This is a genomic window from Nostoc sp. (assembly GCF_036917815.1).
Taxonomy (GTDB): domain Bacteria; phylum Cyanobacteriota; class Cyanobacteriia; order Cyanobacteriales; family Nostocaceae; genus Nostoc.
Window position 1 is genome coordinate 11,919 of the sequence record NZ_JBALEK010000102.1, and the last position, 21,958, is coordinate 33,876.

The 21,958-nt window shown below is 40.8% G+C and carries 19 protein-coding genes and 1 pseudogene; 10 read left to right on the forward strand and 10 right to left on the reverse strand.

Translation table 11 applies throughout. The features are described from left to right. Positions 1-13: 13 nt before the first annotated feature. From hpsL to V7K97_RS31300, 7 genes are all read left to right on the forward strand, one after another. On the forward strand, positions 14-1,669 hold the full coding sequence (gene hpsL / locus V7K97_RS31270; protein WP_334804864.1) for a hormogonium polysaccharide biosynthesis protein HpsL: 1,656 nt from the start codon (positions 14-16) through the stop codon (positions 1,667-1,669). An 11-nt stretch (positions 1,670-1,680) separates the two neighbouring features. After that, entirely contained in the window at positions 1,681-2,832 is a 1,152-nt protein-coding gene (locus tag V7K97_RS31275) for a glycosyltransferase family 4 protein (RefSeq protein ID WP_334804865.1), read from the forward strand. A gap of 435 nt (positions 2,833-3,267) precedes the next feature. Beyond that, positions 3,268-4,248, forward strand: a complete 981-nt coding sequence (gene hpsN, locus V7K97_RS31280; protein ID WP_334804867.1) for a hormogonium polysaccharide biosynthesis glycosyltransferase HpsN — start codon at positions 3,268-3,270, stop codon at positions 4,246-4,248. 52 nt (positions 4,249-4,300) lie between these two features. Beyond that, positions 4,301-5,476: a hormogonium polysaccharide biosynthesis glycosyltransferase HpsO gene (gene hpsO, locus V7K97_RS31285; RefSeq protein WP_334804868.1), complete on the forward strand. Its 1,176-nt coding sequence runs from the start codon at positions 4,301-4,303 to the stop codon at positions 5,474-5,476. 168 nt (positions 5,477-5,644) lie between these two features. After that, positions 5,645-6,826 (forward strand): hormogonium polysaccharide biosynthesis glycosyltransferase HpsP, encoded by a 1,182-nt coding sequence (gene hpsP, locus V7K97_RS31290; RefSeq protein WP_334804869.1) that lies wholly within the window; start codon positions 5,645-5,647, stop codon positions 6,824-6,826. A gap of 170 nt (positions 6,827-6,996) precedes the next feature. Continuing rightward, complete coding sequence (locus tag V7K97_RS31295) at positions 6,997-7,635, forward strand: peroxiredoxin (RefSeq protein ID WP_334804870.1); 639 nt, start codon at positions 6,997-6,999, stop codon at positions 7,633-7,635. A 416-nt stretch (positions 7,636-8,051) separates the two neighbouring features. After that, positions 8,052-8,720, forward strand: coding sequence for a Uma2 family endonuclease (locus V7K97_RS31300; protein ID WP_334804871.1), 669 nt, complete (start codon positions 8,052-8,054; stop codon positions 8,718-8,720). Here the strand turns inward: V7K97_RS31300 and V7K97_RS31305 are convergent. The 3 genes from V7K97_RS31305 to V7K97_RS31315 form a co-directional block, all read right to left on the reverse strand. Then, positions 8,711-8,986, reverse strand: coding sequence for a hypothetical protein (locus tag V7K97_RS31305; RefSeq protein WP_334804940.1), 276 nt, complete (start codon positions 8,984-8,986; stop codon positions 8,711-8,713). The two genes, V7K97_RS31300 and V7K97_RS31305, sit on opposite strands and share 10 nt — an antisense overlap. A 147-nt stretch (positions 8,987-9,133) precedes the next feature. Beyond that, positions 9,134-9,712, reverse strand: coding sequence for a Uma2 family endonuclease (locus tag V7K97_RS31310; RefSeq protein ID WP_334804872.1), 579 nt, complete (start codon positions 9,710-9,712; stop codon positions 9,134-9,136). Between the two features lie 40 nt (positions 9,713-9,752). Then, positions 9,753-10,220: a VOC family protein gene (locus tag V7K97_RS31315; protein WP_334804873.1), complete on the reverse strand. Its 468-nt coding sequence runs from the start codon at positions 10,218-10,220 to the stop codon at positions 9,753-9,755. A gap of 77 nt (positions 10,221-10,297) precedes the next feature. On the opposite strand from V7K97_RS31315, the gene V7K97_RS31320 reads away from it, so the two are divergent. Together V7K97_RS31320 and V7K97_RS31325 are read left to right on the forward strand one after the other, a co-directional pair. Then, positions 10,298-10,771: a DUF4385 domain-containing protein gene (locus V7K97_RS31320; protein WP_334804874.1), complete on the forward strand. Its 474-nt coding sequence runs from the start codon at positions 10,298-10,300 to the stop codon at positions 10,769-10,771. Positions 10,772-10,858: 87 nt separating this feature from the next. Further along, positions 10,859-11,635, forward strand: coding sequence for an ABC transporter ATP-binding protein (locus V7K97_RS31325; protein WP_334804875.1), 777 nt, complete (start codon positions 10,859-10,861; stop codon positions 11,633-11,635). 41 nt (positions 11,636-11,676) lie between these two features. Here V7K97_RS31325 and V7K97_RS31330 read toward each other — a convergent pair whose 3' ends face one another. From V7K97_RS31330 to V7K97_RS31360, 7 genes and pseudogenes are all read right to left on the reverse strand, one after another. Next, the gene (locus tag V7K97_RS31330) at positions 11,677-12,456 is read right to left on the reverse strand and encodes an ABC transporter ATP-binding protein (RefSeq protein ID WP_334804876.1); all 780 of its coding nucleotides are present in this window, start codon (positions 12,454-12,456) and stop codon (positions 11,677-11,679) included. Positions 12,457-12,480: 24 nt separating this feature from the next. After that, positions 12,481-13,317, reverse strand: coding sequence for an ABC transporter permease (locus V7K97_RS31335; protein ID WP_334804877.1), 837 nt, complete (start codon positions 13,315-13,317; stop codon positions 12,481-12,483). Positions 13,318-13,353: 36 nt separating this feature from the next. Further along, a complete protein-coding gene (locus tag V7K97_RS31340) occupies positions 13,354-14,391 on the reverse strand; it encodes an ABC transporter substrate-binding protein (protein ID WP_334804878.1) in 1,038 nt (345 codons plus the stop codon). A gap of 174 nt (positions 14,392-14,565) precedes the next feature. Next, the gene (locus V7K97_RS31345; protein ID WP_334804879.1) at positions 14,566-16,086 is read right to left on the reverse strand and encodes a phosphate ABC transporter substrate-binding/OmpA family protein; all 1,521 of its coding nucleotides are present in this window, start codon (positions 16,084-16,086) and stop codon (positions 14,566-14,568) included. Between the two features lie 148 nt (positions 16,087-16,234). Then, a pseudogene (locus tag V7K97_RS31350) lies at positions 16,235-18,868 on the reverse strand (tubulin-like doman-containing protein); the annotation flags it as partial. Positions 18,869-19,024: 156 nt separating this feature from the next. Further along, on the reverse strand, positions 19,025-19,174 hold the full coding sequence (locus tag V7K97_RS31355; RefSeq protein WP_334804880.1) for a helix-turn-helix domain-containing protein: 150 nt from the start codon (positions 19,172-19,174) through the stop codon (positions 19,025-19,027). Between the two features lie 335 nt (positions 19,175-19,509). After that, entirely contained in the window at positions 19,510-20,172 is a 663-nt protein-coding gene (locus V7K97_RS31360) for a GIY-YIG nuclease family protein (protein ID WP_334804881.1), read from the reverse strand. A gap of 228 nt (positions 20,173-20,400) precedes the next feature. Between V7K97_RS31360 and V7K97_RS31365 the strand changes: the two genes are divergently transcribed. Continuing rightward, on the forward strand, positions 20,401-21,330 hold the full coding sequence (locus V7K97_RS31365; protein ID WP_334804882.1) for a carbohydrate ABC transporter permease: 930 nt from the start codon (positions 20,401-20,403) through the stop codon (positions 21,328-21,330). Positions 21,331-21,958: the final 628 nt, after the last annotated feature.

Below are 21,958 nucleotides of genomic sequence, written 5' to 3' on the forward strand. Positions count from 1 at the left end.
CTACAGTGCCAGTATGCCAAAATTCAAATCTAAATCTCAGCAATCTAAAAACTCGAAAAAGCAGACTAAAAAGGAAACTTCTACCCTTAGCCTGAAAGAACAGTTAGCCCAAAAGCGCAAAGCAGCCCAAGGGCGTAAAGAACTCACTAGCTTACTCACCACCGCCAGCTTTGTTGCTGTCTTCGTTGGTATTCTGCTTTTTTTCGTCGCTGGAATTAAAGCAGCAGTTCCTGCTGCCTTGGGGATAATCATTATCTCTCTTTCCTACAAATACCCGCGCCAAGCCCTATATGCCTTCATCATTTACGTACCTATTGGGGGTACTATCACCTACTATTTGGGCAATAGTCCCATACTCCAATTAGCTAAGGATGCCTTTTATGTTCCAGCCCTAATTGGACTTTGGCAGACTTGCCGGAAACAGGGACTACCCATAATTATTCCCCAAGGCATTAAAATCCCACTTTACATTGTATTGGGTTGTAGTCTGCTAACACTGTTGTTTGTTAATGGTGGCCAACAGTTTAACCCGCCTAGCGTAGGATTATTAGAAAAAGCAGAGAAAGAAATACCCTTAGGAATGGGAATTCTGGGACTGAAAGTATTTTTAGGCTATGTCCCCCTGATTGGTTGTGCCTACTATCTAATTCGCGATAAGCGGGATTTTCTATTTTTATCCCGTCTTCAGATTGCCCTGACGCTGATTTGCTGTGTGCTGGGATTGATTCAATACCTGTTACTACTAACTGGTGTATGTCATGGCACTAGAGGTCTTGAAGGAAATGCCCTATTTGTCACATCACTAGATGCCCGGTGTTATTTTGGTGGAGCGCTCTTATATAGTCCCGAAGAAGGAGTTGTTCGCCTACCAGGGACATTTGTAGCCCCTTGGCAGTGGGCATGGTTCTTAATTTCCAGCACCTTTTTTACCTTTGCCACGGGCTTCACCGACCCCTCCCCAATATGGCGGCTGGTTGGTTTAGGTTCTTTAGTGACAGTCTTTATTAATGCTGTAGTCTCTGGACAGAGAATCGCCTTAGCTTTAGTACCAATCTGCTTCGGGATTTTGCTATTGCTCACTGGTCAAATTGGCAACCTGAAACGATTTATCCCCATAGGTGTAGGACTTGCCTTGATTTTGGGAATTGCAATGGTGACTAACCCTGTTCTCGTGCAAGAGAGAACCGAGAGTTTTACGGGTCGCTGGGAGGCTTCACCACCTCAAGATTTTATCGTCCAGCAATTTGCAGAAAATTGGAAAAACGTAGACGGTCCGTTGGGAAGTGGCTTAGGTCGAGCAACGAACTCTGCCCGGGCATTGGGTCAAACTAAGCTTGTGGAAACCTATTACCCCAAAGTACTTTATGAAGTGGGAATTATTGGAGTACTCGCTTTTCTGGGTTTGGTAACAACTTTAACAATTATTGGCTTTAAAACCTATCGCTCCATAAAGAACCGTAATTTCCGCAGTTACGGAGCAGCTTTGTGGGTGTTTATATTGTTTATTAGCTACAACACCTACTACTATCCTCTGGATGTCGATCCTGTTGCTGTCTATTATTGGTTTTTTGCTGGAGTTCTTTTTAAATTGCCAGAATTGGAGAAACAAGATAAAGAAGATACCAACCCCCAGCAAAAAACAAAGAAAAAACGTCTCAAAACAATTTAAATCAGATAAAAATGGCAAAAGTTATTATATGCGGTCAGAACCACATCAGAATTCCTAACCTACCACGTCATTCTAAGCATACACTAATCCACCTCAAGTCTTTTCCTACAGGCAGATATCCTATAGAAAAACTTTGGTATCCTTTAGCAAGCTTTCTGCCTTGGCAACCTTTATGGGAAAAATACCAAGCTATTCATTCTTTCAACAGAATTTTATATACAAATAAGCCTTGGTTTCTCACCTTTGAAGATCATCGGTTTTTATATAGGAACCCTCAAAATAAACAAGAGGCAGTAATTTATGAATTATTAAACAACCGTTTAGCGCTAGATAACTGCCAAAAACTTATAGCCATGTCAGATTATGCAAAATTGAGATTTATTAACCGGATAAAAGGCTGGAAGATAGAAGAAAAATTAATTAATAAATTGGATGTAATTCATCCCAACTATACTGCCAGAGTTAATCAACCGAAAGCTTATCAGCCAGACCAAAATTTACAGCTTGTTTTTGTAGGACAGGACATTGCTAGAAAAGGTGGAATTGTTGCTTTAAGGCTAGCAAAGAAAGCTGAAAAACTCGGTTTACCTCTGACTATCCATATCATATCGGGACTGGGACGCGGTTCAGGAGTACCTACAGATTTTCCCGATAGCAACAAATATCTGGAAGATTTAAAGTTACTGAATTTAAATAATGTTGTTTTTCACAAATATATCCCTAATGATCAAGTTATGCAGATACTATTGCAAAGCCATTTTCAATTAATGGCGACGCTACAGGATACCTATGGCTTTAGCATCATTGAAGGATTTTCAGTTGCCACACCAGCAATTACGACTAACGTATGTGCCTTGCCAGAGTTTATTCGTCATGGAGAAAATGGCTATATGTTAGAATTACCAATTAACGAAATTAGGCACTGGAGTAATTGGCTGCACGGAGAGAAAACTAAAACTGATGAATATTGGGAAATTGTCAATAGCACATACGACTATTTAGCAGAGCAAGCATTGCAACAAATCATCCAATTTCTTGATAGAACTGATAAACAAGAACATTATGAATTTTTAAGTGCAGGAGCATTAGCCCAAGTACAAAATGTGCATAACTCTGAAAAACAAAATGAGTTATTTGATAATCTCTATACAGCAGCAGTGTAAACAATTGATTGAATCTAATTCAAGAAGAATTCAGAAGTCAGACTCAAGGCGCTCTTGCTATCAATCTTCCATCACTCTAGGCAAGTCAAAACTTTAAAACCCTTATTTAAAAAGGCTTTAAGCGTTTTTTATGCTTCAAAATGTTTTCAATGTTTTGTTAGCAATAAAGTGTTTAAACCTTGAGCATATCTGGATTTTAAAATTAGGGAATTATTTTTTTGATTCCCAATTTGATGAAAGAGGGATAGCTGGCTTATTTGTAGGAGTATGCGGACTCGCTCTAAGCGAAGCCATGCCGAAGGCTTTACGCTGCACTATCTATCCGCCTGACTCCTGAATTCTGTTTCGATAAAAGCAATAGCAACTTACTGAATTTCATGAAAATTAATTTTTACAAGGCTATTATAGAAGTAGTAAAATTACTTAATAAAAATCATGAATAATTGGCCATTAATTACTGTAGTAATCCCGACCTACGGGCGTGAGGAAGCGCTACGAGATAGTATTGTGGATGTTTTAAAACAGGACTATCCAAATTTTGAAGTTTTAGTTGTAGACCAAACCGCAAAACACCAACCAGAAATTCAAGCTTACCTAGAGGAAATGGCGGATGCAGGTAAAATTAAATGGTTGCGCTTAGATTGGGCGAGTTTGCCAGGGGCGCGGAATTATGCTGTCCGGCGGTCTTCTGGTGAAATAATATTATTTATTGATGATGATGTTCAGCTAACCCCTGGATTGTTAGTAGCCCATGCGAAAAACTATTTGCAAAACCCAGAGGTGGGGGCTGTGGCTGGACGAGTGTTTGACAGAATGAAATTAGGTGATTCTGGAGGAAATTTAGAGATTGAATATCTGCCTCCCCAAGCTATGGACCCTGGAATTGCTTGGTATCATATTGATTTAGTACATACCGTCAAACCCCAGCAAGTGCTGACAGCGAGGGGTTGCAATATGTCTTTTCGTAGCGAAATTTTTACTAAGTACGGGTTGAGGTTTGATGAGAGGTTTCGCGGTAGTGCAGTGCGCGAAGAGTCAGATTTTTGTTTGCGGGTGCGACAGACAGGGTATAAAATTTGGTACGACCCCGAAGCCCATTTGGTACATTTAGGGGAAGAGACTGGGGGTTGTCATGATATTAGTATGCGATCGCTCAAATATCAAGTCACCTTTTACCATAATCATTTCTTACTGGGGCTGAAAAACCTCACTGCGACTCAAGCTTTACGCCTATACGCCCGTTTATTTGACTGTCACGTACTGGGACGCCCACCTTGTCACAAAAGCGGTTCCCCCATCAAAATTGCCACTCGCGCTATTTTCTACACTTTGGGTTTTTTCAAAGCCTTGGGTACTGTCATCCAATCAATATGGAACGATGGGCAAATTTACAGTCGATTGGATGAACAAGTTTAGGCATTAGTCATTTGTCATTGGTCATTAGTGAATAACAAAGGATAAATGAAAAATGAAAATTTTAGTTGCTAGTCACACTTATATCGTAGACCTCAACTGTGAAAAATTACGCGCTTTATCTCAACTGGAACCGGGAGTTGAAGTGACGGTTGTAGTTCCAAAGCGTTGGAAACCAGGTGGTGTACAAAACAAAATTATTGAAACGGAATACCGCGATGAAGGCACATTTAGAATAGTTCCAGTTTCTAATTTCAGTCAAAATCATCAAGGACTTCTTACCTTTGGTGCTGATTTGATATCTTTGTTAAAACAATTTCATCCCCAAATCATCCAGGTAGAACAAGGCTCTAGAGCATTGGCTTATACTCAAATGATTGCCTTGAATAAACTATTAGGACTGAAGGCGAAAAATTTGTTTTTTACCTGGTGGAACCTACCATATAGTCTGAAACTACCAGTTTCTTTATTAGAAAAATATAACCTCAACCATAGCCACGGCATTATTTCTGGCAATCAGGATGGAGCAGAAGTTTTGCGACAACAGGGATATCAAGGGGCAATTAAAGTCATGCCACAACTGGGTGTAGATGAAAGTCTATTTACTCCCAAAGCTCAACCAGAACTAGCAGCTAAGTTGGGCATTAAAACAGGAGATTTTGTTGTAGGTTTCGTGGGGCGTTTTGTGCAAGAAAAGGGTTTGTTAAGACTTTTGCAAGCATTAATCACTTTGAAAAATAAACCTTGGAAATTACTCTTACTGGGTAGAGGAGAATTACAAAGCGAATTAATCAAAATAGCGGCAGAAAACAATATTAAAGAACGGTTAATTTTGGTAGAAAGTGTCCCTCATGACGAGGTTGCAAACTATATCAATTTAATGAGTACTTTAGTACTGCCTTCAGAAACAACTGACAAGTTTAAAACCTTAACTTCTGTTGGTTGGAAAGAACAATTTGGTCATGTGCTAATTGAGGCGATGGCTTGCCAAGTGCCTGTAATTGGTTCTGATTCTGGTGAAATTCCCTATGTAATTGGTGATGCTGGTTTAATATTTCCCGAAGGTGATGCTCAAGCTCTCGCTAATTGCTTAGTTCAATTAATAGATAAACCATATTATGCTCACACTCTCGGTGAAATGGGTTATCAAAAAGCAATGATTAAATACACAAATAAAGCTTTAGCTAAACAGCAATTAGAGTTTTATCGAGAATTGGTTAATAGTCATTAGTCGTTGATTATTAGTAGACTTCTTGCATAAATCACAAATAAGAACCCCACCCCGAACCCCACCCCGCAGGCGGGGAGGTTAGCTCAAGCGCAGCTTTGGCGGGGTGGGGTTCCGGGTATTATGCTTAATTGCCCGGACATGATATGACAAATGACAAATGACAAAAAAATGAAAATATTACAAATTGTCCCCTCAATTTCTCTGATTTACGGCGGTCCCAGTCAAATGGTACTAGGATTAGCCCCCGCGTTGGTAAAAGAGGGAGTGGAAGTTACAATTCTCACAACTGACAGTAATGGTGATAATGGCCAAACACCTCTGGATGTTCCTTTAAATCGCCCAATTAAACAAGATGGCTATGAAATAATTTACTTTCGTTGCGCCCCCTTTCGTCGCTACAAATTTTCCCTAGATTTATTAAATTGGCTAAAACTTCATGCTCATGAGTTTGATATAGCACATATTCATGCTCTATTCTCACCCATAATTAGTGCTGCTGCTATTGTGTGTCGTCAGCAAAAGCTACCTTATATTTTCCGTCCTTTGGGTACTCTCGATCCAGCTGATTTACGGAAGAAAAAGCAATTAAAACAGCTTTATGTCGCAATGATAGAACGTGAAAATTTAGCTGGTGCGGCGGCTATTCATTTTACCAGCGATCAAGAAGCTAAAATATCAGAACGGTTTGGAGTATCTACGCCAGATTTGGTGATTCCCTTGGGTGTGATTCCCCCTCAATCTCGTCTTAAAAATATATATAGTCAGTTGGAAATACCAGAGGATATACCGTTGGTGCTGTTTATGTCAAGAATTGACCCGAAAAAAGGGTTAAATTTGTTGATTCCGGCGCTAGAGAAGCTGTTATCTGTTGGTTATAAGTTTCATTTTGTTTTAGCTGGGACTAATCCCCAAGATCCAGATTATGAACAAAAGATCATATCTCAAATTCAAAATTCACCACTGCGATCGCACACTACAATTACTGGCTTTGTCACTGGTGAATCTAAAGTTAGTTTACTACAAGCTGCTGATTTATTTGTCTTGCCTTCCTACTACGAAAATTTTGGGATTGCTGTAGCTGAAGCGATGGTAGCAGGTGTACCCGTAGTCATTTCTGACCAAGTGCATATTTGTCAACAGATACGTGATAGTGAGTCGGGTTGGGTGGGTGCAACAGATGTGCAAGCGCTGGTAGAGTTACTGCAAGAAGCTTTGGAAAATCCCGCAGAACGCCAAAGACGGGGATTAAATGCCCAAAAATATGCATTAGAAAATTTTAGCTGGGATGCGATCGCAAAGCAAACAATCCAAGCCTACCAGGAAATTCTGACGAATTCATCCGCCCGATAAAGAGTCCCATTACCTTTTACTAATTTTTACCACCTCTATCCCTAATATCCGAGAGTGCTGACAACCTAACATTTTGTTTCTAACCGCTAAAGCCCGATTGGGAAATAGGGGTTTTATGTCATGATTGCATACTAGAATATATATGCTTTTCTAACTACAGGGAATCTCACATGGCTCTCCGTCTAGGTGACACAGTACCCAACTTTACGCAAGCCTCAACACACGGCGACATCGATTTTTACGAATGGGCAGGTGACAGCTGGATTGTGCTGTTCTCTCACCCTGCTGATTTTACACCTGTTTGCACAACAGAACTCGGCACAGTTGCCAAGCTCAAACCAGAATTTGACAAGCGCAATGTCAAAGCGATCGCACTCAGCGTTGATGATGTAGAATCTCACAAAGGCTGGGTGGGAGACATTGAAGAAACTCAAAGCACCACCCTCAACTACCCAATTTTGGCAGACGCAGATCGTAAGGTTTCTGACCTTTACGATATGATCCACCCCAATGCTAATGCGGCTGTGACAGTGCGATCGGTTTTTGTGATTGACCCCAAGAAGAAACTCCGTCTCACTTTCACCTACCCTCCCAGCACGGGACGCAACTTTGATGAACTTTTACGGGTGATTGATTCTCTGCAATTGACTGATAACTATAGCGTGGCCACACCAGCTGACTGGAAAGATGGAGAGGATGTCGTAATTGTCCCCTCACTCAAAGATCCAGAAGTACTCAAAGAGAAATTTCCCAAAGGTTACAAGGAAGTTAAACCCTATCTGCGGCTAACTCCTCAGCCTAACAAGTAAATCTGAAAATGATTTCGGATAAAAAAGCAAAGGCGGAAAGTTATTAGCAGTTCTTAGTTGAGTTCAATACAGACCTAATCCCCATCCCTTCCCTACCTCTCCCTAACCCTCTCCTACGAGGCTACCGTGTATACACATCTCTGTTCCAAATCAAAATCGTTAAAGATCGCCCTAAATCCCCCTTTTTAAGGGGGACTTTGAGAGGTTTTTGCCCCCCAATTTATCGGAGGGTTGGGGGGATCATAAGCTTGTGGAGTAATCTTAGAAGACTTGTGTGTACACCATAGCTCCTACGAGGAGAGGGAAGCGGAAAAATTTTTGTTGCTGTCAGGGGAGTAAGCCTTTGGCTGGTAAATGTGTAGAAAAATATGCACCAAGGCATAATGAAGTAAGACTCCTTGGTAGAGCAGAAAATCATGGTCAACCTATCACTCAAGCAGCGAATTCCTCCTTTAGAAAATGGCGATCGCCTCACTCGCTACGAATTTGAGCGCCGCTATCAAGCAATGCCCCGTTATCAAAAGGCAGAATTAATTGAAGGAGTTGTATATTTGGCATCCCCATTACGCTTTGAAAGTCATGCTGAACCACACGGTCATCTAATAGGTTGGTTGTGGACTTACCAAATTGCTACTCCTGGTGTGAGATTGGGAATTGAGCCAACAGTCCGCTTAGATCGAGACAATGAACCACAACCAGATGGAGTGCTATTAATAACGCCAAAATCTCAAGGACAATCTCGTTTGAGTGATGATGATTACATCGAAGGTGCGCCAGAACTCGTAATAGAGATAGCAGCTAGCAGTGTTGCTATTGATTTACATGACAAGAAAAAAGTCTATGGTCGTAACGGGATAAAAGAATATATTGTTTGGCAAATATTTGAAAACAAATTAGATTGGTTTCGTCTGCAACGAGGAGAATATGTATCTTTAGAAGTGGACGCAGATGGAATTATCAAAAGTCAAGTATTTCCTGGTTTATGGTTGTCAATGTCTGATTTACTTGCTGGCAATATGCAGCAAGTATTGGCTGTGTTGCAGTTGGGATTAAATTCGCCAGAACATCAAATGGTCTATTTTTGAATAATGAGACTGACGCTTTTGCTTACACTATCCCAAACAATCCAATTAATAGAATTATCTAAATCATCGGCGCTATTTGAAACTTTAAAATAGAGCTTTTCTGCGCCTTTAGTTTCAATGGCAAAGTCGGCATTTTGGGCATAAACGACTTTAAAACCTTTGTCTCGCAAACAATACATCGCCCAAGCTTTCAATGATTGCTTGTATGGTTCGTGTGGAATTGGCGGTTTTGTAATTGTCTCTTCGATTACTTTAAATATTTGCATAAGTTTAACGCTCATAGTAGATTAACTATTGTCCTTTGTTGTTGCCTAGATCCTCGACTTATTTAAGAAGTCGGGGATCTAAATCCAGTTTAAGTTAAGTGACATTCTACCCTACCGTGTGTTTGATCCGAGCATTTTCAAACATTATTATCCCCAAATTTTTTTCAGAGTGAGTACAAAACCAGGTAAAACACTTTCTCCAGAAAGAGCTTGAGGTGATTTGACAATTTCCACATCTTGTCCAGGACGATAAATTTCTACTTCCTGTTTTTTTCGATTTATTAGCCAACCTAAGCGACAACCATTTGACATATACTCAGACATTTTTTCTTGAACTTTTTTCAAGGTATCAGATGGCGACATTATTTCAATTGCAAAGTCAGGACATAAAGGAATAAATTTTTCTCTTTGTTTTTTTGTCAAACTATCCCCACGAGATTTTTCCACCCACGAAACATCAGGAGAACGATCAGCACCATTTGGTAAAGTAAATCCAGTGGAAGAATCAAAAACTTCACCTAGTTGCTTTTGTTCATTCCATGATGCTAATTGCAGAATTAAATTAACGTTACTTCTTCCAGTCTCTCCTCCCGTTGGTGGCATTATGACTAATTCTCCTTGGGCATTGCGTTCTAATTGTAAATCGGGGTTTTCTTGACACAGTTGATAAAACTGATCTCTTGTCAGTTTAAGAACAGAATTAAGGTTTAATGTCAGTGCTGTCATAGAAGTACTTCCCGTTTTTTGCTGACAAATAATTAATTATTTAATGAACATCTGGATCGCAACGAATTTCAATCATAAAGCCATCTGGATCGTAAAAATACACACCCCTACCAGTAGGACGAGTGACTGGGCCATGAGCGATCGCTATTTTATTTTCTCTGATCACTGTCACCGCGCGATCGAATAACTGCGGATCTATGTCAAAGGCTAGATGGTAGGCTCTGGTGAAAGTCTTTTCTGGATCTGGATTTGGTGGTGTTAAATCGGGTTCCCCAAATAAATCCAATATCGTCCCATCCGGGGTGATGAAGTTGGCTACTTTCCCAGATGCGACAAGTTCCAGCAGGGTTGCGGGTACTTCGTCGCCTGTAAGTTCATGCAAACCTAAGATTGTGCCATAAAAGTAGCGGGAAGCTTGCATATCCTGGACGTTGAGGGCAATGTGATGCACTTTACGCAGATTTCCTGGTGCAAGGACACTGTTCACAGATTGGGTGCTAGATAGCATAGTAGAACCAAATTTTTTTACTAGGATAGAAGTTGAACTTTTTTCTTCAAGTTTATTATTCCTAATAAAAATCTATCATGCCATTTGATTATTCTTTAGACTTTAAAAATATTGATTTTCGCCAACATCCTGAACTCTATCGGGTTGGCAAGGGTGAGCAGGGTGTACTTTTGGTTGAACCATACAAATCAGAAATTCTTCCCTATTGGCGGTTCAAAACTCCTGATATTGCTAGAGAGTCAAGTGAAAAAATCTACTATATGTTCCTTGTTTATCTAGAACAAGATGATTTTGTTGGCGCAGATATGGCACGAAAGTTTATCCAAATGGGTTATACTCGCTCTCGACGTTATGCTAATCATAAAAGCGGTAGGAAATATAAACAAAATTCGGAAACTTCAGATTCCAAAAAAGAGATTCTTCCTGATGAAGTAGACCCAGTTAAAGCGGAATCAGCAGCAATATTTCAAGCAAAGTGGGTATTAGCAAAGACAAATGATAAATATCAAGAGCTTTTAGTTAAACATCAGCAGATGTACGAGTTAGACTAGTACTTTGTCAATGCGTAAGTCCTAAAGAGTGTTAAATAATCTACCCAAATCTTGTAAGATGAAGTTTCTCATTTGGGAATTTTTGAAATGCCACTAGAACTACAAAATCTCACAGGCGGTTATGCCTTAGTGCCAATTGTTCAAGACATTAACCTCACGCTGCAAACAGGAGAATGGTTGAGTTTAGTTGGTGCTAATGGCTCAGGTAAATCTACTTTACTCAAATTGCTGAGTCGTATTTTATCGCCCCAACAGGGAACAGTGCTACTTGATGGCAAAGCAATTCACTCTCAACCGCCAAATTTAGTTGCACAGAAATTGGCATTATTACCGCAACAACAAACGGTTCCCGTTGGCTTAACAGTGCGACAATTAGTAAGTTTAGGACGCACGCCACATCAATCTTGGTGGCAATGGGAATTAAAGGCTGAAGATTGGATCAAAGTGGAAGCTGCAATTAAAAAGACGCAACTAGAAAAATTAAGCGATCGCTTAGTCGAACAACTCTCAGGTGGTGAAAGACAACGGGCTTTTTTAGCTTTAGCACTAGCGCAAGAACCAAGAGTTTTACTATTAGATGAACCGACAACTTTTTTAGATATCAACTATCAATTGCAACTATTAGAACTGCTTAAAGAACTGAATCAGCAGCAGGAATTAACTATCGTCACAGTTTTACACGAACTGAATTTAGCAGCCCGGTATAGTTCTCGCATTGCATTATTAAAACAGGGTCGTATTTGGGAAGTTGGTACACCTAAACAAGTTCTGACACCAAGTGCGATCGCTCAAGTCTTCGGTGTGGAATCTGTGATTATTCAGACGCCTGTGGGATTACAAGTTTGTGCTATTTCTGCTGTTTAAGATTGTAGTCCGCTAAAGTTTTCATAATAAAATTATTGTGATTACGCTACCGTAAATACATGTTTTCCACTTTCAAAACGCATTAGCTCTAGCACAGTTTCTTTATACTCTTTAAAATTACAATTTCTTTTGATATGGTAGGTTCGCTCAATGGGGAAATCTATAGTTAGTTCAGTTTTAATGCTTCCAGGATGTGAGGTGAGGACATAAATTCGCTGTGATACAAAAACTGCTTCCTCAACATCATGAGTAATCATAAAAATAGTTGTACCTGTATTTCTCCACAACTCCAGAAGAAATTGTTGCATCATCTCTTTTGTTTGGGCATCCAAAGCACCAAATGGTTCATCCATGAGGAGAATTTTAGGCTGAGATACTAAAACACGAGCGATCGCTACTCGCTGTTGCATACCTCCTGATAGTTCTTTGGGTAGTGCCTTGGCAAATTGAGTTAAGCCTACCACATCTAGGTAGTAAGAAACCTGCTGTTGCCTTTTGAGCTTGGGTACGCCCCTCAGCTTTAACCCAAAGCCAACGTTATCTGCTACATTCATCCAGGGGTAGAGAGAATAGTTTTGAAACACCATACCCCGATCGGCTCCTGGTCCTGTGACTTTCACTCCATCAACCCGTATTTCACCGGCAGTGAGAGTATCAAGTCCCGCAATCAGGCGTAATAAAGTCGTTTTCCCTGAGCCAGATGCCCCGACAGCACAGACAAATTCACCTTTTTTGATATGGATATTGATGTCTTTGAGGGCAACTATTGTACCGTTGCGGGTTTGAAATTGTTTGTGAAGATTAGCAACTTCTAGATGCATAAATGTATAGTTATAGAAGATAAATTATTTCGTTGCCCACCGACAGGAAACTCTCAGTAATAATCGGAATAACAAGTCAATTCCCAAACCAATCAAACCGATTACAATTAGTCCAGCAAAGATTTCATCAGTTCTTAAAAAACGTTGAGCAACACTAATTCTTTTTCCCAATCCTTCAGTCGCTGCTACTAGTTCCGCGACGATAACTAAATTCCATGCTGCTGCCATGTTCACTCGACAGGCATCAATGATGGCAGGTAGGAGGTAGGGAAAAATTACCTGCAACAAAATTTGACTGCGCTTTCCCCCCAAAGTATATGTAGTTTCAATCAATTCTTTGGGAATAAACTTTACTCCATCCATAACCATCAACGTATTAAAGAAAAAGGTGCCGATAAAAATCAGCAGAATCTTTGGCAATTCATCCAAGCCAAAATATAAAATTAACAGTGGGATGAAAGCAGGCGCAGGCATATAGCGAATGATGCCAATGATCGGTTCTAAGAGCGATCGCACACTAGCAAATGTTCCCATGAGTGTCCCCACAGGAATTGAAATGACTGCTGCTAGGAAAAAACCAGTCAGCACTCGAAACATGCTGAACTGGATGTCTTTGAGCAATGTTCCATCTAACCAGAGTCTCTGAATTGCCGCTAAAACTTGTACAGGAGTCGGTAGGAACATAGAATTGGTTCCACCCTTACTAGCAACCCAGCTAGAGACAATCCACCACAAGCAGATCGGCAAGACAAGGGACAGGATGACCAAAATTCCAGTCAATCTTTTAGGAATGTCCTCTGCAATCCGCCAAAATACTGTTGGTGATAACATTTGTGGCTGAACATCAGTAGATTGAATCATGCGATCGCTCCTCCATACGCCTTACCCATAAGATCCTCAAACCTTTCCAGCTTTATCAGCGTAGGCTTTAACAAAGCGGTCATCAAACAGTTTACTTAAGTCTGGTTCTTGCTTAATCAGACCACTTTTTAATAAAGACTTACTAATTTCCTTAGCGGTAAACGATAAGGAAGCCCTGTCATTACCAGGAGCAAAGGCTTTGAGATTTTGTTCTAAGGTGAAAATAGCAGTACCTGCTTCGTATTGTTGGTATTCTTTTAGATTAGTGCCCGCTCGTTTGGCAATAATTTCTGTTGCCTTCTGTTTATTAGCTGCGATAAATTTGAGGGTTTCAAACCATGTATTTACTAAGGCTTGTACATCCTGGGGTCGTTCTTGAATCATCTTGCGTGTAACCACCAAGTGATCGGAAATCGCACCGGGAAAGTCAGTAGAAGAGAATAAAGTCTTACTTCCAGGAAGTAATAATGCTTTGCTAGTAAAGGGAGCAAACACGCCAACTGCATCCAATTTACCAGCAGCAAAAGCCGCCGCCGCCGCACCCGTCTCCAAAGGTTGAAACTGAATATCCGCTTGGGTCAAACCTGCTTTTTCTAATCCTAGTAGTAATAAAAAGTGGTCTACTGTTCCCTCTTCTGCTGCCACCTTTTTACCCTTCAAATCTTTGATGGAATTGATTCCTTGCCGCACAATAATTTGGTCATTGCCTTGAGAATTATCATTCGTCAGCACAATTACTAAATCTGCTCCAGCCGCCACTGAACTGATGGTGTCATTCAGAGTCTGGCTATTACCATCAAGTTGAGTTGTCGCTAGGGCATTGATGGAATCTAAATAGCCATCAAACCACTTTAGATTGGCTTTAACTTTATTCGCTGTAAATAAATCTTGTTCTTGAGCCACCTGCCAGGGAAACCAACCAGGCCAAGCACTAAACCCAATTTGAATTGCCTTAATTGCTGATGGAGTAGAAGCAGTGTTTGAAGTATGAGTTTGGGAGGGGGTACAACTGACTGTAACTATTAAACTGACCAAAAACACACAAAACCAAGACAGCATATTGCGAACTTTCATTAAGTCTCCTCTAGATAATTTGCAAGCTAAACTGAACAACTCAATTAGATGACTTTAGATTTTAGATTAAAAAAGTTTTTTGGTACATACCAAGCCCCTTATGGTCGGAGTGAATCTAAAAAGCGCTCGTTCCTCGCGATCGCAAATCTAAAATCCAAAATTGTTTGACTTCAGTTAATTAATCCTAACTAGACGAATTTCTGTGCGTTGGTTGCGAGGGTCATTTGGAGAAATGCCGGGTAGCAGTTGGCTAAAGCCTTCACCTTCAACCACAATATTGTGCTTGATATTTCGCAAACGTAGATAATTACCTACTACCTGCGCTCGTTGTTGGCTAAGTTTTTGGTTGAAGTCAGCAGAGCCAATCTGAGATGTATGCCCAATTACTCTTACAGCTACAGTTTGCAGATTGAATTCCGAAATTTCCTGAGCCAACTGATTGAGTGTTTGCTTACCCTCATCCTCAAGTTGAGCAGAAGCAATACCAAATTTCACATCTCCTCGTACTTGCAAATTCCCTATATTAGGAGCAGCTTTAATTTGGTTAGCATTGAGTTTGTTATTGGAAGCAAGTACTTTTCCTTTTCCTGTTAGCCTGTCTGCTAGTTCTGGGTTATCAGCACGCACCAATTCAATCAGATTTTGACTGTTGTTCGCAGCCTTAGTGATGAACTCAGAGGTAAACAAATCTTTGGGATTTTCAGGAACCTGATTCAGTTTACCTGCCAATGTCAAAACCGCAGCCGTAGAGCCAATTCGTTTCTCTAATGTGCCATTTGTTAACCAGTCTTTAGCTTCAAGAGCGGGAAAAAAATCAATACCTTCTAAAACAAAATTGGCATCGCTGGGTGATAGTTTCCCATCCTCAGCAATCTGATTTTGGAACTGCGAAGTATCACGAAGATTGCTATCAATGCGACGATAGTAAGTTGTCAAAAGTTCGGAAATTTTCTCAGGTTGAGATTGAATAAGCTGGTTGGAGGCAACAATCACATCTACAATTGCCCCAGGTACATCTTTGCTAGATAAGACAACTGTATACCCCTGCTGTCGAGCTTTGGTGATATAAGGCTCCCAGAGAACAGCAACTGCTACATTTTGATTGGGGTCTTGCAAAAGCTTCCAACCTTCAGAAGCATCTGCTACCTTATTCACTTGAAAATCTGACAACTTGAACTGATCAAATTTAGTACTTAGCATGAGAGCCAGATATTCACTGGGGGTATCACCAGCAAAAGTAATGCTCAACTGCTTTCCCTGCGATCGCATCTGCTGTATTAATACATTAAGATCCAAAAGTGACTTCAAGTTGGAATACTTTTTTGTATTCAAAACAACCGCATCTGCACCGATTGTGCGGTCAATTAGCCCAACAATTTTTCCTTGAGGTTTTTGTTTGAGAAATTGATCAAGTGTCGTTACTAATAAGTTAGCTTTCCCCTGGTTCAAAAGTTCAGATCGTTTAGCCTGATCGAACTCATCTTCATAATGCAGGTTAACTCCCGATTCTTTGCTAGATTTAAACTCTTTACTCCGAAAGGTACTGTAGCCACTAAAGGTGTCACCTAGAAGAGTTAGTTGATCGGTTTTATTAATGTTATTTTGGAGACTCGGAATGAAGTTGAATGACTTTTTATTTAGTAACCAAAAACCACCTATACCTAAACCAGCAGTAATAATAAGAGCTAAAGGCAATACTACTCGATTCTTAGATTTACTTTTTGTAGATGAATTACTCTGATCTAGCTTGTTTCCGCAAATTTCGCACTTTTTTAGAGTTGAGGCGTTCCGATCATGACCACACTTAGAGCAAGTAATATTATTGTGTTCGTTTAGCATCTTTTCATCTCGCTCCTTTTAATCCCAGTTCTTCTTGTATATTGGCTTCCATAGTGGAAACTTGTTTATTAGTCAGCCCTAATTCTTCTTGAAGTTCAAGCAACTGTGTCTGTTGCTCAAAATCAATTTCAGTATTGCTTTCTAGAAAAGCTCGATACATCAAACCATACTCATAGAGAGCTTGTTGCTGGGAATTCCCACAGGAGAATTTAGCAATAATTTGGTCAGAGGTTGCTTTAGAAACGCCATACTTCTGGCGAAAATGCTCTAGCATTTGCACTTGGTTTTCAGAAGGATTGCCACGACGATAACAGGTTTCTACTAACTTGGTGAACTTTTCTAAATTACTATCCAGGTCTTCTGATGCTGTAGAATTAGCTGGTGAAGTTTTGGGAAGTTCAGCAGATTTTTGCACAGATGCACATATAGTCTCAGCAGGAATAAACAAGCTGTAAGTCTTTACGTAATCCTCGATCGCTACTTCTTGCTTACGGAAGTTAATATTGTCTTTACCACCGGTAAGAGTCTTTTCTAGTTCTCTCAAATGTGCCATAAGTTTTTGGTAAAGCCCCTGTTTTTCGGCTTTTGTAACCGCTTTTTGACCGACATTTTGTAGTGCATCTTCCAAAATCTCCCGGACTCTGCGATTATGGTCACTAACGAGGTATTCTTCGGCTTCTTGCCAGTCATTTCCAAGAATCTGGGTCTTTTTCAACCCTGTCAATTTGTCTTGATAATGAAAACGTATTTCAGAGTATTTAGTAATTGAATTTTCTTCCTCAACCACTAAGCCAAAAACTTGAGCCAGAATCAAATTTTGTTTGGCCTGGACTTCAGCTTGAGTTGCCGGCATATGGTCTTGAAACTGGCGATAATCCTGATGGGTATGCAAAGGATTCTTATCTGACTGAGACACAGACCGATAAACTGTCCGCATCCTATCCATCCCCTCAATCAGTCTGAGAGGAAAGGCTCCAATTTCTTGAACAAAGTAAATGTGGTGAGAGTCACCTAAAGGACGAATATCTTTATCAGTAAGTGTGCTAGTCTTACGAATCATCGGGAGTATTATACTTACAGCCGGGTCTGTAGGTTTATTACCGCCTTGAATACCGACTATGGTTTGCCGCTTTTCTGCTCTATCTTCCCAACCTAATCGAGCCTGCTCTTGACTGAAGCGTAAGAAAGGCTCACTTTTTTCAAAGATAGTTTTAATCTGAGCTTCCTGCTGTTCAACAGTTGGGTACTCTTCCAGGAACTTGCGAGCTGTAGAGATTTGCATCTTACCGCTACCGACAAATTCATCCAAAGAGCGATTCAAAATTCGCTCAAACAAATCCTTGAGCCTCAAGTTGTCAAAGGTGTATAGATCAAACAGTTTTGTCCCTAACTCGCTCAATATCTGCTGCGAAATTGTCTGGTAGATACTCTCCTGCTTTTCTGCAATAGTCTTGTTATAAATTTCGTCTACATCTTTGCTGTCATAAATTAAAATTCCGTTGACTGTTAGTACTCCAGTTTCACGAACATAAGTTTGTTCTTGGTCGAGAAACCGAGCTTGTAATATCTCGCAGTTGCGTTCTAAAGCAGTCAAATCTACCAGTAAACGCTCAATTTCTTCCTTCAAGCTATCTAACAGAGATACTGCCAAGGTACGGGCTTTTACTTCTACTTTTGATATATACAGCGATTCCAAAGCCTGTGTAATTCCCTTGAAGTCTTCATCAATTAGACTTTTGCGATTTAGTGCAATGAGTTGTTTAGCATGATCATCTATCTGCTTGAGTAGAACTTGTAAAGTATTAGTTGCAGAATTCTCTTTAGGCAACCAGTTTTTTTGTCGGTCTTGGTCAAACTGGCTACGATACTCTGTAAAGATGTCTAGAAGTACTTCTAGGAAATGGCGAGCAAACTTTGGCCCACGAAAACGGTCTTCAATGATTTTGTAGACAACTTGACGGAGTTCTTGGCGTTTTTGAGGAATCAGTTGGTTCAGGTTATCCCACATCTTCTGAAAGTAATCACTCCAGCGCCTTGGGTCTGTATCACTGTCGTAAAAGTGAGACTTGTATTTGTCCTGTTCTACTGAGATGAAGCGCTGTAGATTCTCAAAGGGAATATTTAGGTCGTTGCGACGTTTGCGTAAGCCTGCTACCCAATCAGCCACCTCCTTGCTGTAGGGTTTCATATTATCGCCAAGGCTAATGCTGTTGAGTAATTGATGCTCATTTTCAGATTCTGCTAATCGTAAATTAGGCAGGATTTCTGTTTTAATCACATCACGCATCGCCGCAGGGGCGGGAGTAGGGTTAGTCCACCAAGTAATTAACTGACCTCCTAATCGTAAGGCGCAAGCATTGAGAACCCGCTCTACAGGAAATTGAATGCTCGAAAGCCCAAAACTAATAAAATTTTGAGGATAACCTTTGGAATCAGGACTAGCCCAATGTTTGCGAATATTGTCACGGACAAGTTTTTTGTATTGACTGAACCCAGAACTGAAGTCCAAAAAAATGTTTTGGGAAACCATCTCCAAAACAGAGTTGAGGCTAGGAAAAGTTACTTTATCGTTGCTGTTACCAACCAGGTAACAGAAGTTAAAAGGTACATCCTGACTACTTTGGGAACTGATGCGATCGCTCGGATTCGGGCTATACTGAGTTTCAAAGCGAGTATCGTTGCGTGAATAGTGGTTTAGCTACAAGCCATCGCTCACATCCAAACGGAACAAGCATTTCTCTTCTAAAGAAACCTGTTGCCAGAACTAATTCGGCAAATATTTCGCCAGTAAATCCTAGCCCTGACCGCCCATCTCCTCCAACATCCTCTCAATCTTCTCCATCGCTAGCGGCGACGGTTTAGAGCGTCTATTTACCCAACGATTAATCGTGGTATAGGTAACACCTAGAGTGGCTGCAAATTGTTCTTGCGTAAGCCCAGCCAAAAGTCGCAGATCACGAATGATCTGCGACTTTTGGCTGGTTGATAGCCAAGGGTTTTTTGACAGTCATTTAACTTCTAAACTTAATTCACTAGCTTAAGTCGCTAATGCTATATTCTTTGTTACATATTATTCATGGTAAATCTGCACAACCACCGTACATACACTGAAATGTGTTTTTATATAGCGGTTCTCGTTCACGTGAGGTACACCCGTAGGGGCAATTCATGAATTGCCCCTACCGTGTGTAGTTTTGCATAAGTCCTAAGTGCTACCATCTAAGTTTAATTTAAACTAAACACTAATTTCTCAATACAAACAACTAATTTAATTGACACCTAAGACTTAGTTTCTTGTGTCTGTGCGTCGATAATTATACTCCAGTCATCATTTTTCACAGCCGCTTCAAGTAGGCGCTGACGTTCGGCTTCACTCGCATCTGCTGTTTCTGACTCTTTAGAAAGGGTTGTGTCAGCCATTGCTTTCCGCAGTTTTAGCTTTTTCTCCTCGTAGGCTTGAAGTTGGGCTTCTGACATTACCGCCTTCGCAGCATTCCCTACCGTGCTAGCCCACATTCCGCAATCGGTTGCGTTACCAGGTGGCGTACTTTGGAGTTCTGCTATCCACGCATCTCGCAAATCTTCCATTTCTTGACGCTTGGGGAACTTGAATGCTTGCACACGCACAAAAGTACACTTTTGCTCACCATTTTGGGTGACATGACTGTTTAGCGAAAGCAACACATTTCGAGAATAGCCAATGTACTGGGTGAGACGTTCTGCGTCCAATACTGCGTAAACACCTGCAATTTTTGCGTTCTCAGCAGCCGCACACCAAGCTTCAAGGTCAATGATTTCAGCGCTATTGTTTGGCAGTTCAGGAGTTATACTCACCTCAATGGCGGTGTGTTCATCCTCAGAACTGTACAAAAATTCATGTAGTCCACGGTGGTTTATGGGGACATTTTGATGTTCAATTGGCGCGTTGTGCTGAGTTTCCATCGCAGTTGATCTCCGAGTTATTAATTAGCGATCGCAAAGCAAATATATGCCCTTCAAATATTGAAGCTTAAATCTACTCACATCTCCAAATCCTTTAGGACTTACGCAAGAGTTATGGAATAACGAACCGCAGAGACACGGAGAACACAGAGAAATCAGAGTTTGAGAGATATTTTGCGTAAGTCCTATAATTATTCTGACAAAGCCTAAACAACTATTAAACTTCCTATGAATCAATTTACACCGAAAAATTTGATGTTCATCAAACAAAGACTAACCCCTTATTTATTTTTGCTACCCGCCTTAGTTCTTTTGGGGTTAACTGTCTTTTGGCCTGCATTGCAAGCGTTTTACCTCAGCTTTACCAGCTACGAAGATATTGCTCAACCGCCACAATGGATAGGTTTAGCCAACTTCCTCAAGCTTTGGAAAGATGCAGTTTTTTGGAAAACCTTAGAAAACACTTTTCTATATCTTGTGGGTGTAGTCCCAATTTTAGTAATTGCTCCTTTAGTACTGGCAATTTTGGTAAATCAGAAACTACGGGGGATGAATTGGTTTAGAGCAGCATACTATACCCCAGTAGTAATTTCAATGGTGGTTGCGGGAATAGCTTGGAAATGGCTCTATGCAGAAAACGGATTACTGAATCAGTTGCTAAAAGTTTTAGGTATTTTTCCAGAAGGTATTCCTTGGCTAACTAGCCCAGCAAAAATTCTTGGTATTGTACCAATTTCTCTAGCCAGCGTGATGGCTGTCACCGTGTGGAAGGGACTAGGCTACTATATGGTGATTTATTTAGCGGGGTTACAATCAATTCCCTCTGATGTGTACGAAGCCGCAGCCATTGATGGCTCGGATGGTATTAACAAACACTGGGATATTACCATACCTTTGATGAAACCATATTTAGCATTAGTGGCGGTGATTTCGGCAATTTCTGCGACCAAAGTGTTTGAAGAAGTATACATTATGACTCAAGGAGGACCACTCAATAGCTCGAAAACGATTGTTTATTATCTATATGAGCAAGCCTTCAACAATTTGGAAATTAGCTATGCTTGCACAATTGGACTAGTGCTATTTTTGATAATTTTGGGGTTGTCAATTTTGCGATTAGTTATTAATCAGCAGGGAGACGATAATATCAGAATTTGATATTGACTTAATTTAAATATAGAACTCATATCAATACAGTTCGGTTAAGCAATTTTTTCGTCCTCTTTCTTCTCTCTCCGTGTCGCGCCAGTTGCTTCTCCCTTGGCGCTAGCCTCTCCCTTTGGGAGAAGGGGAGACGCTGCGCGTAGCAAGATCCCCGGAGGGGTACAAGTCGGGGAACCCGCCCAACGCACTGGCAACTCTATTGCCTCTGCGGTACCCTGCGGGAAGCCGAATCGTCTACGTTAAAAAAATGACTTTCACTCATAGTACTAGCCTTAACCCAAGGGTATTGGGACTCATATTTGATTGTTGAAATACACCCTAAGTAAGTCAGCGAGCGTTCCGAAGGAAAGGCGCTAGCCTCTCCCTTTGGGAGAAGACCGCGCTGGCTCCCCAACCTACAGAGTTTAAGGTTTTTGGCGCTAACCCAAGCGTATTGCGGTATAAACCTCATCTAAGTTGAGAACCGTAGTTTTGCCCTCACCCTAAATCCCTCTCCCAGACATGGGAGAGGGACTTTGAAATTCTGGCTCCCCTTCTCCCATATCTGGGAGAAGGGGGTGGGGGATGAGGGCAAATCCTTTTCGTCAGGGAAAAACTACAGGTTTCAAGATAGATATGGTTT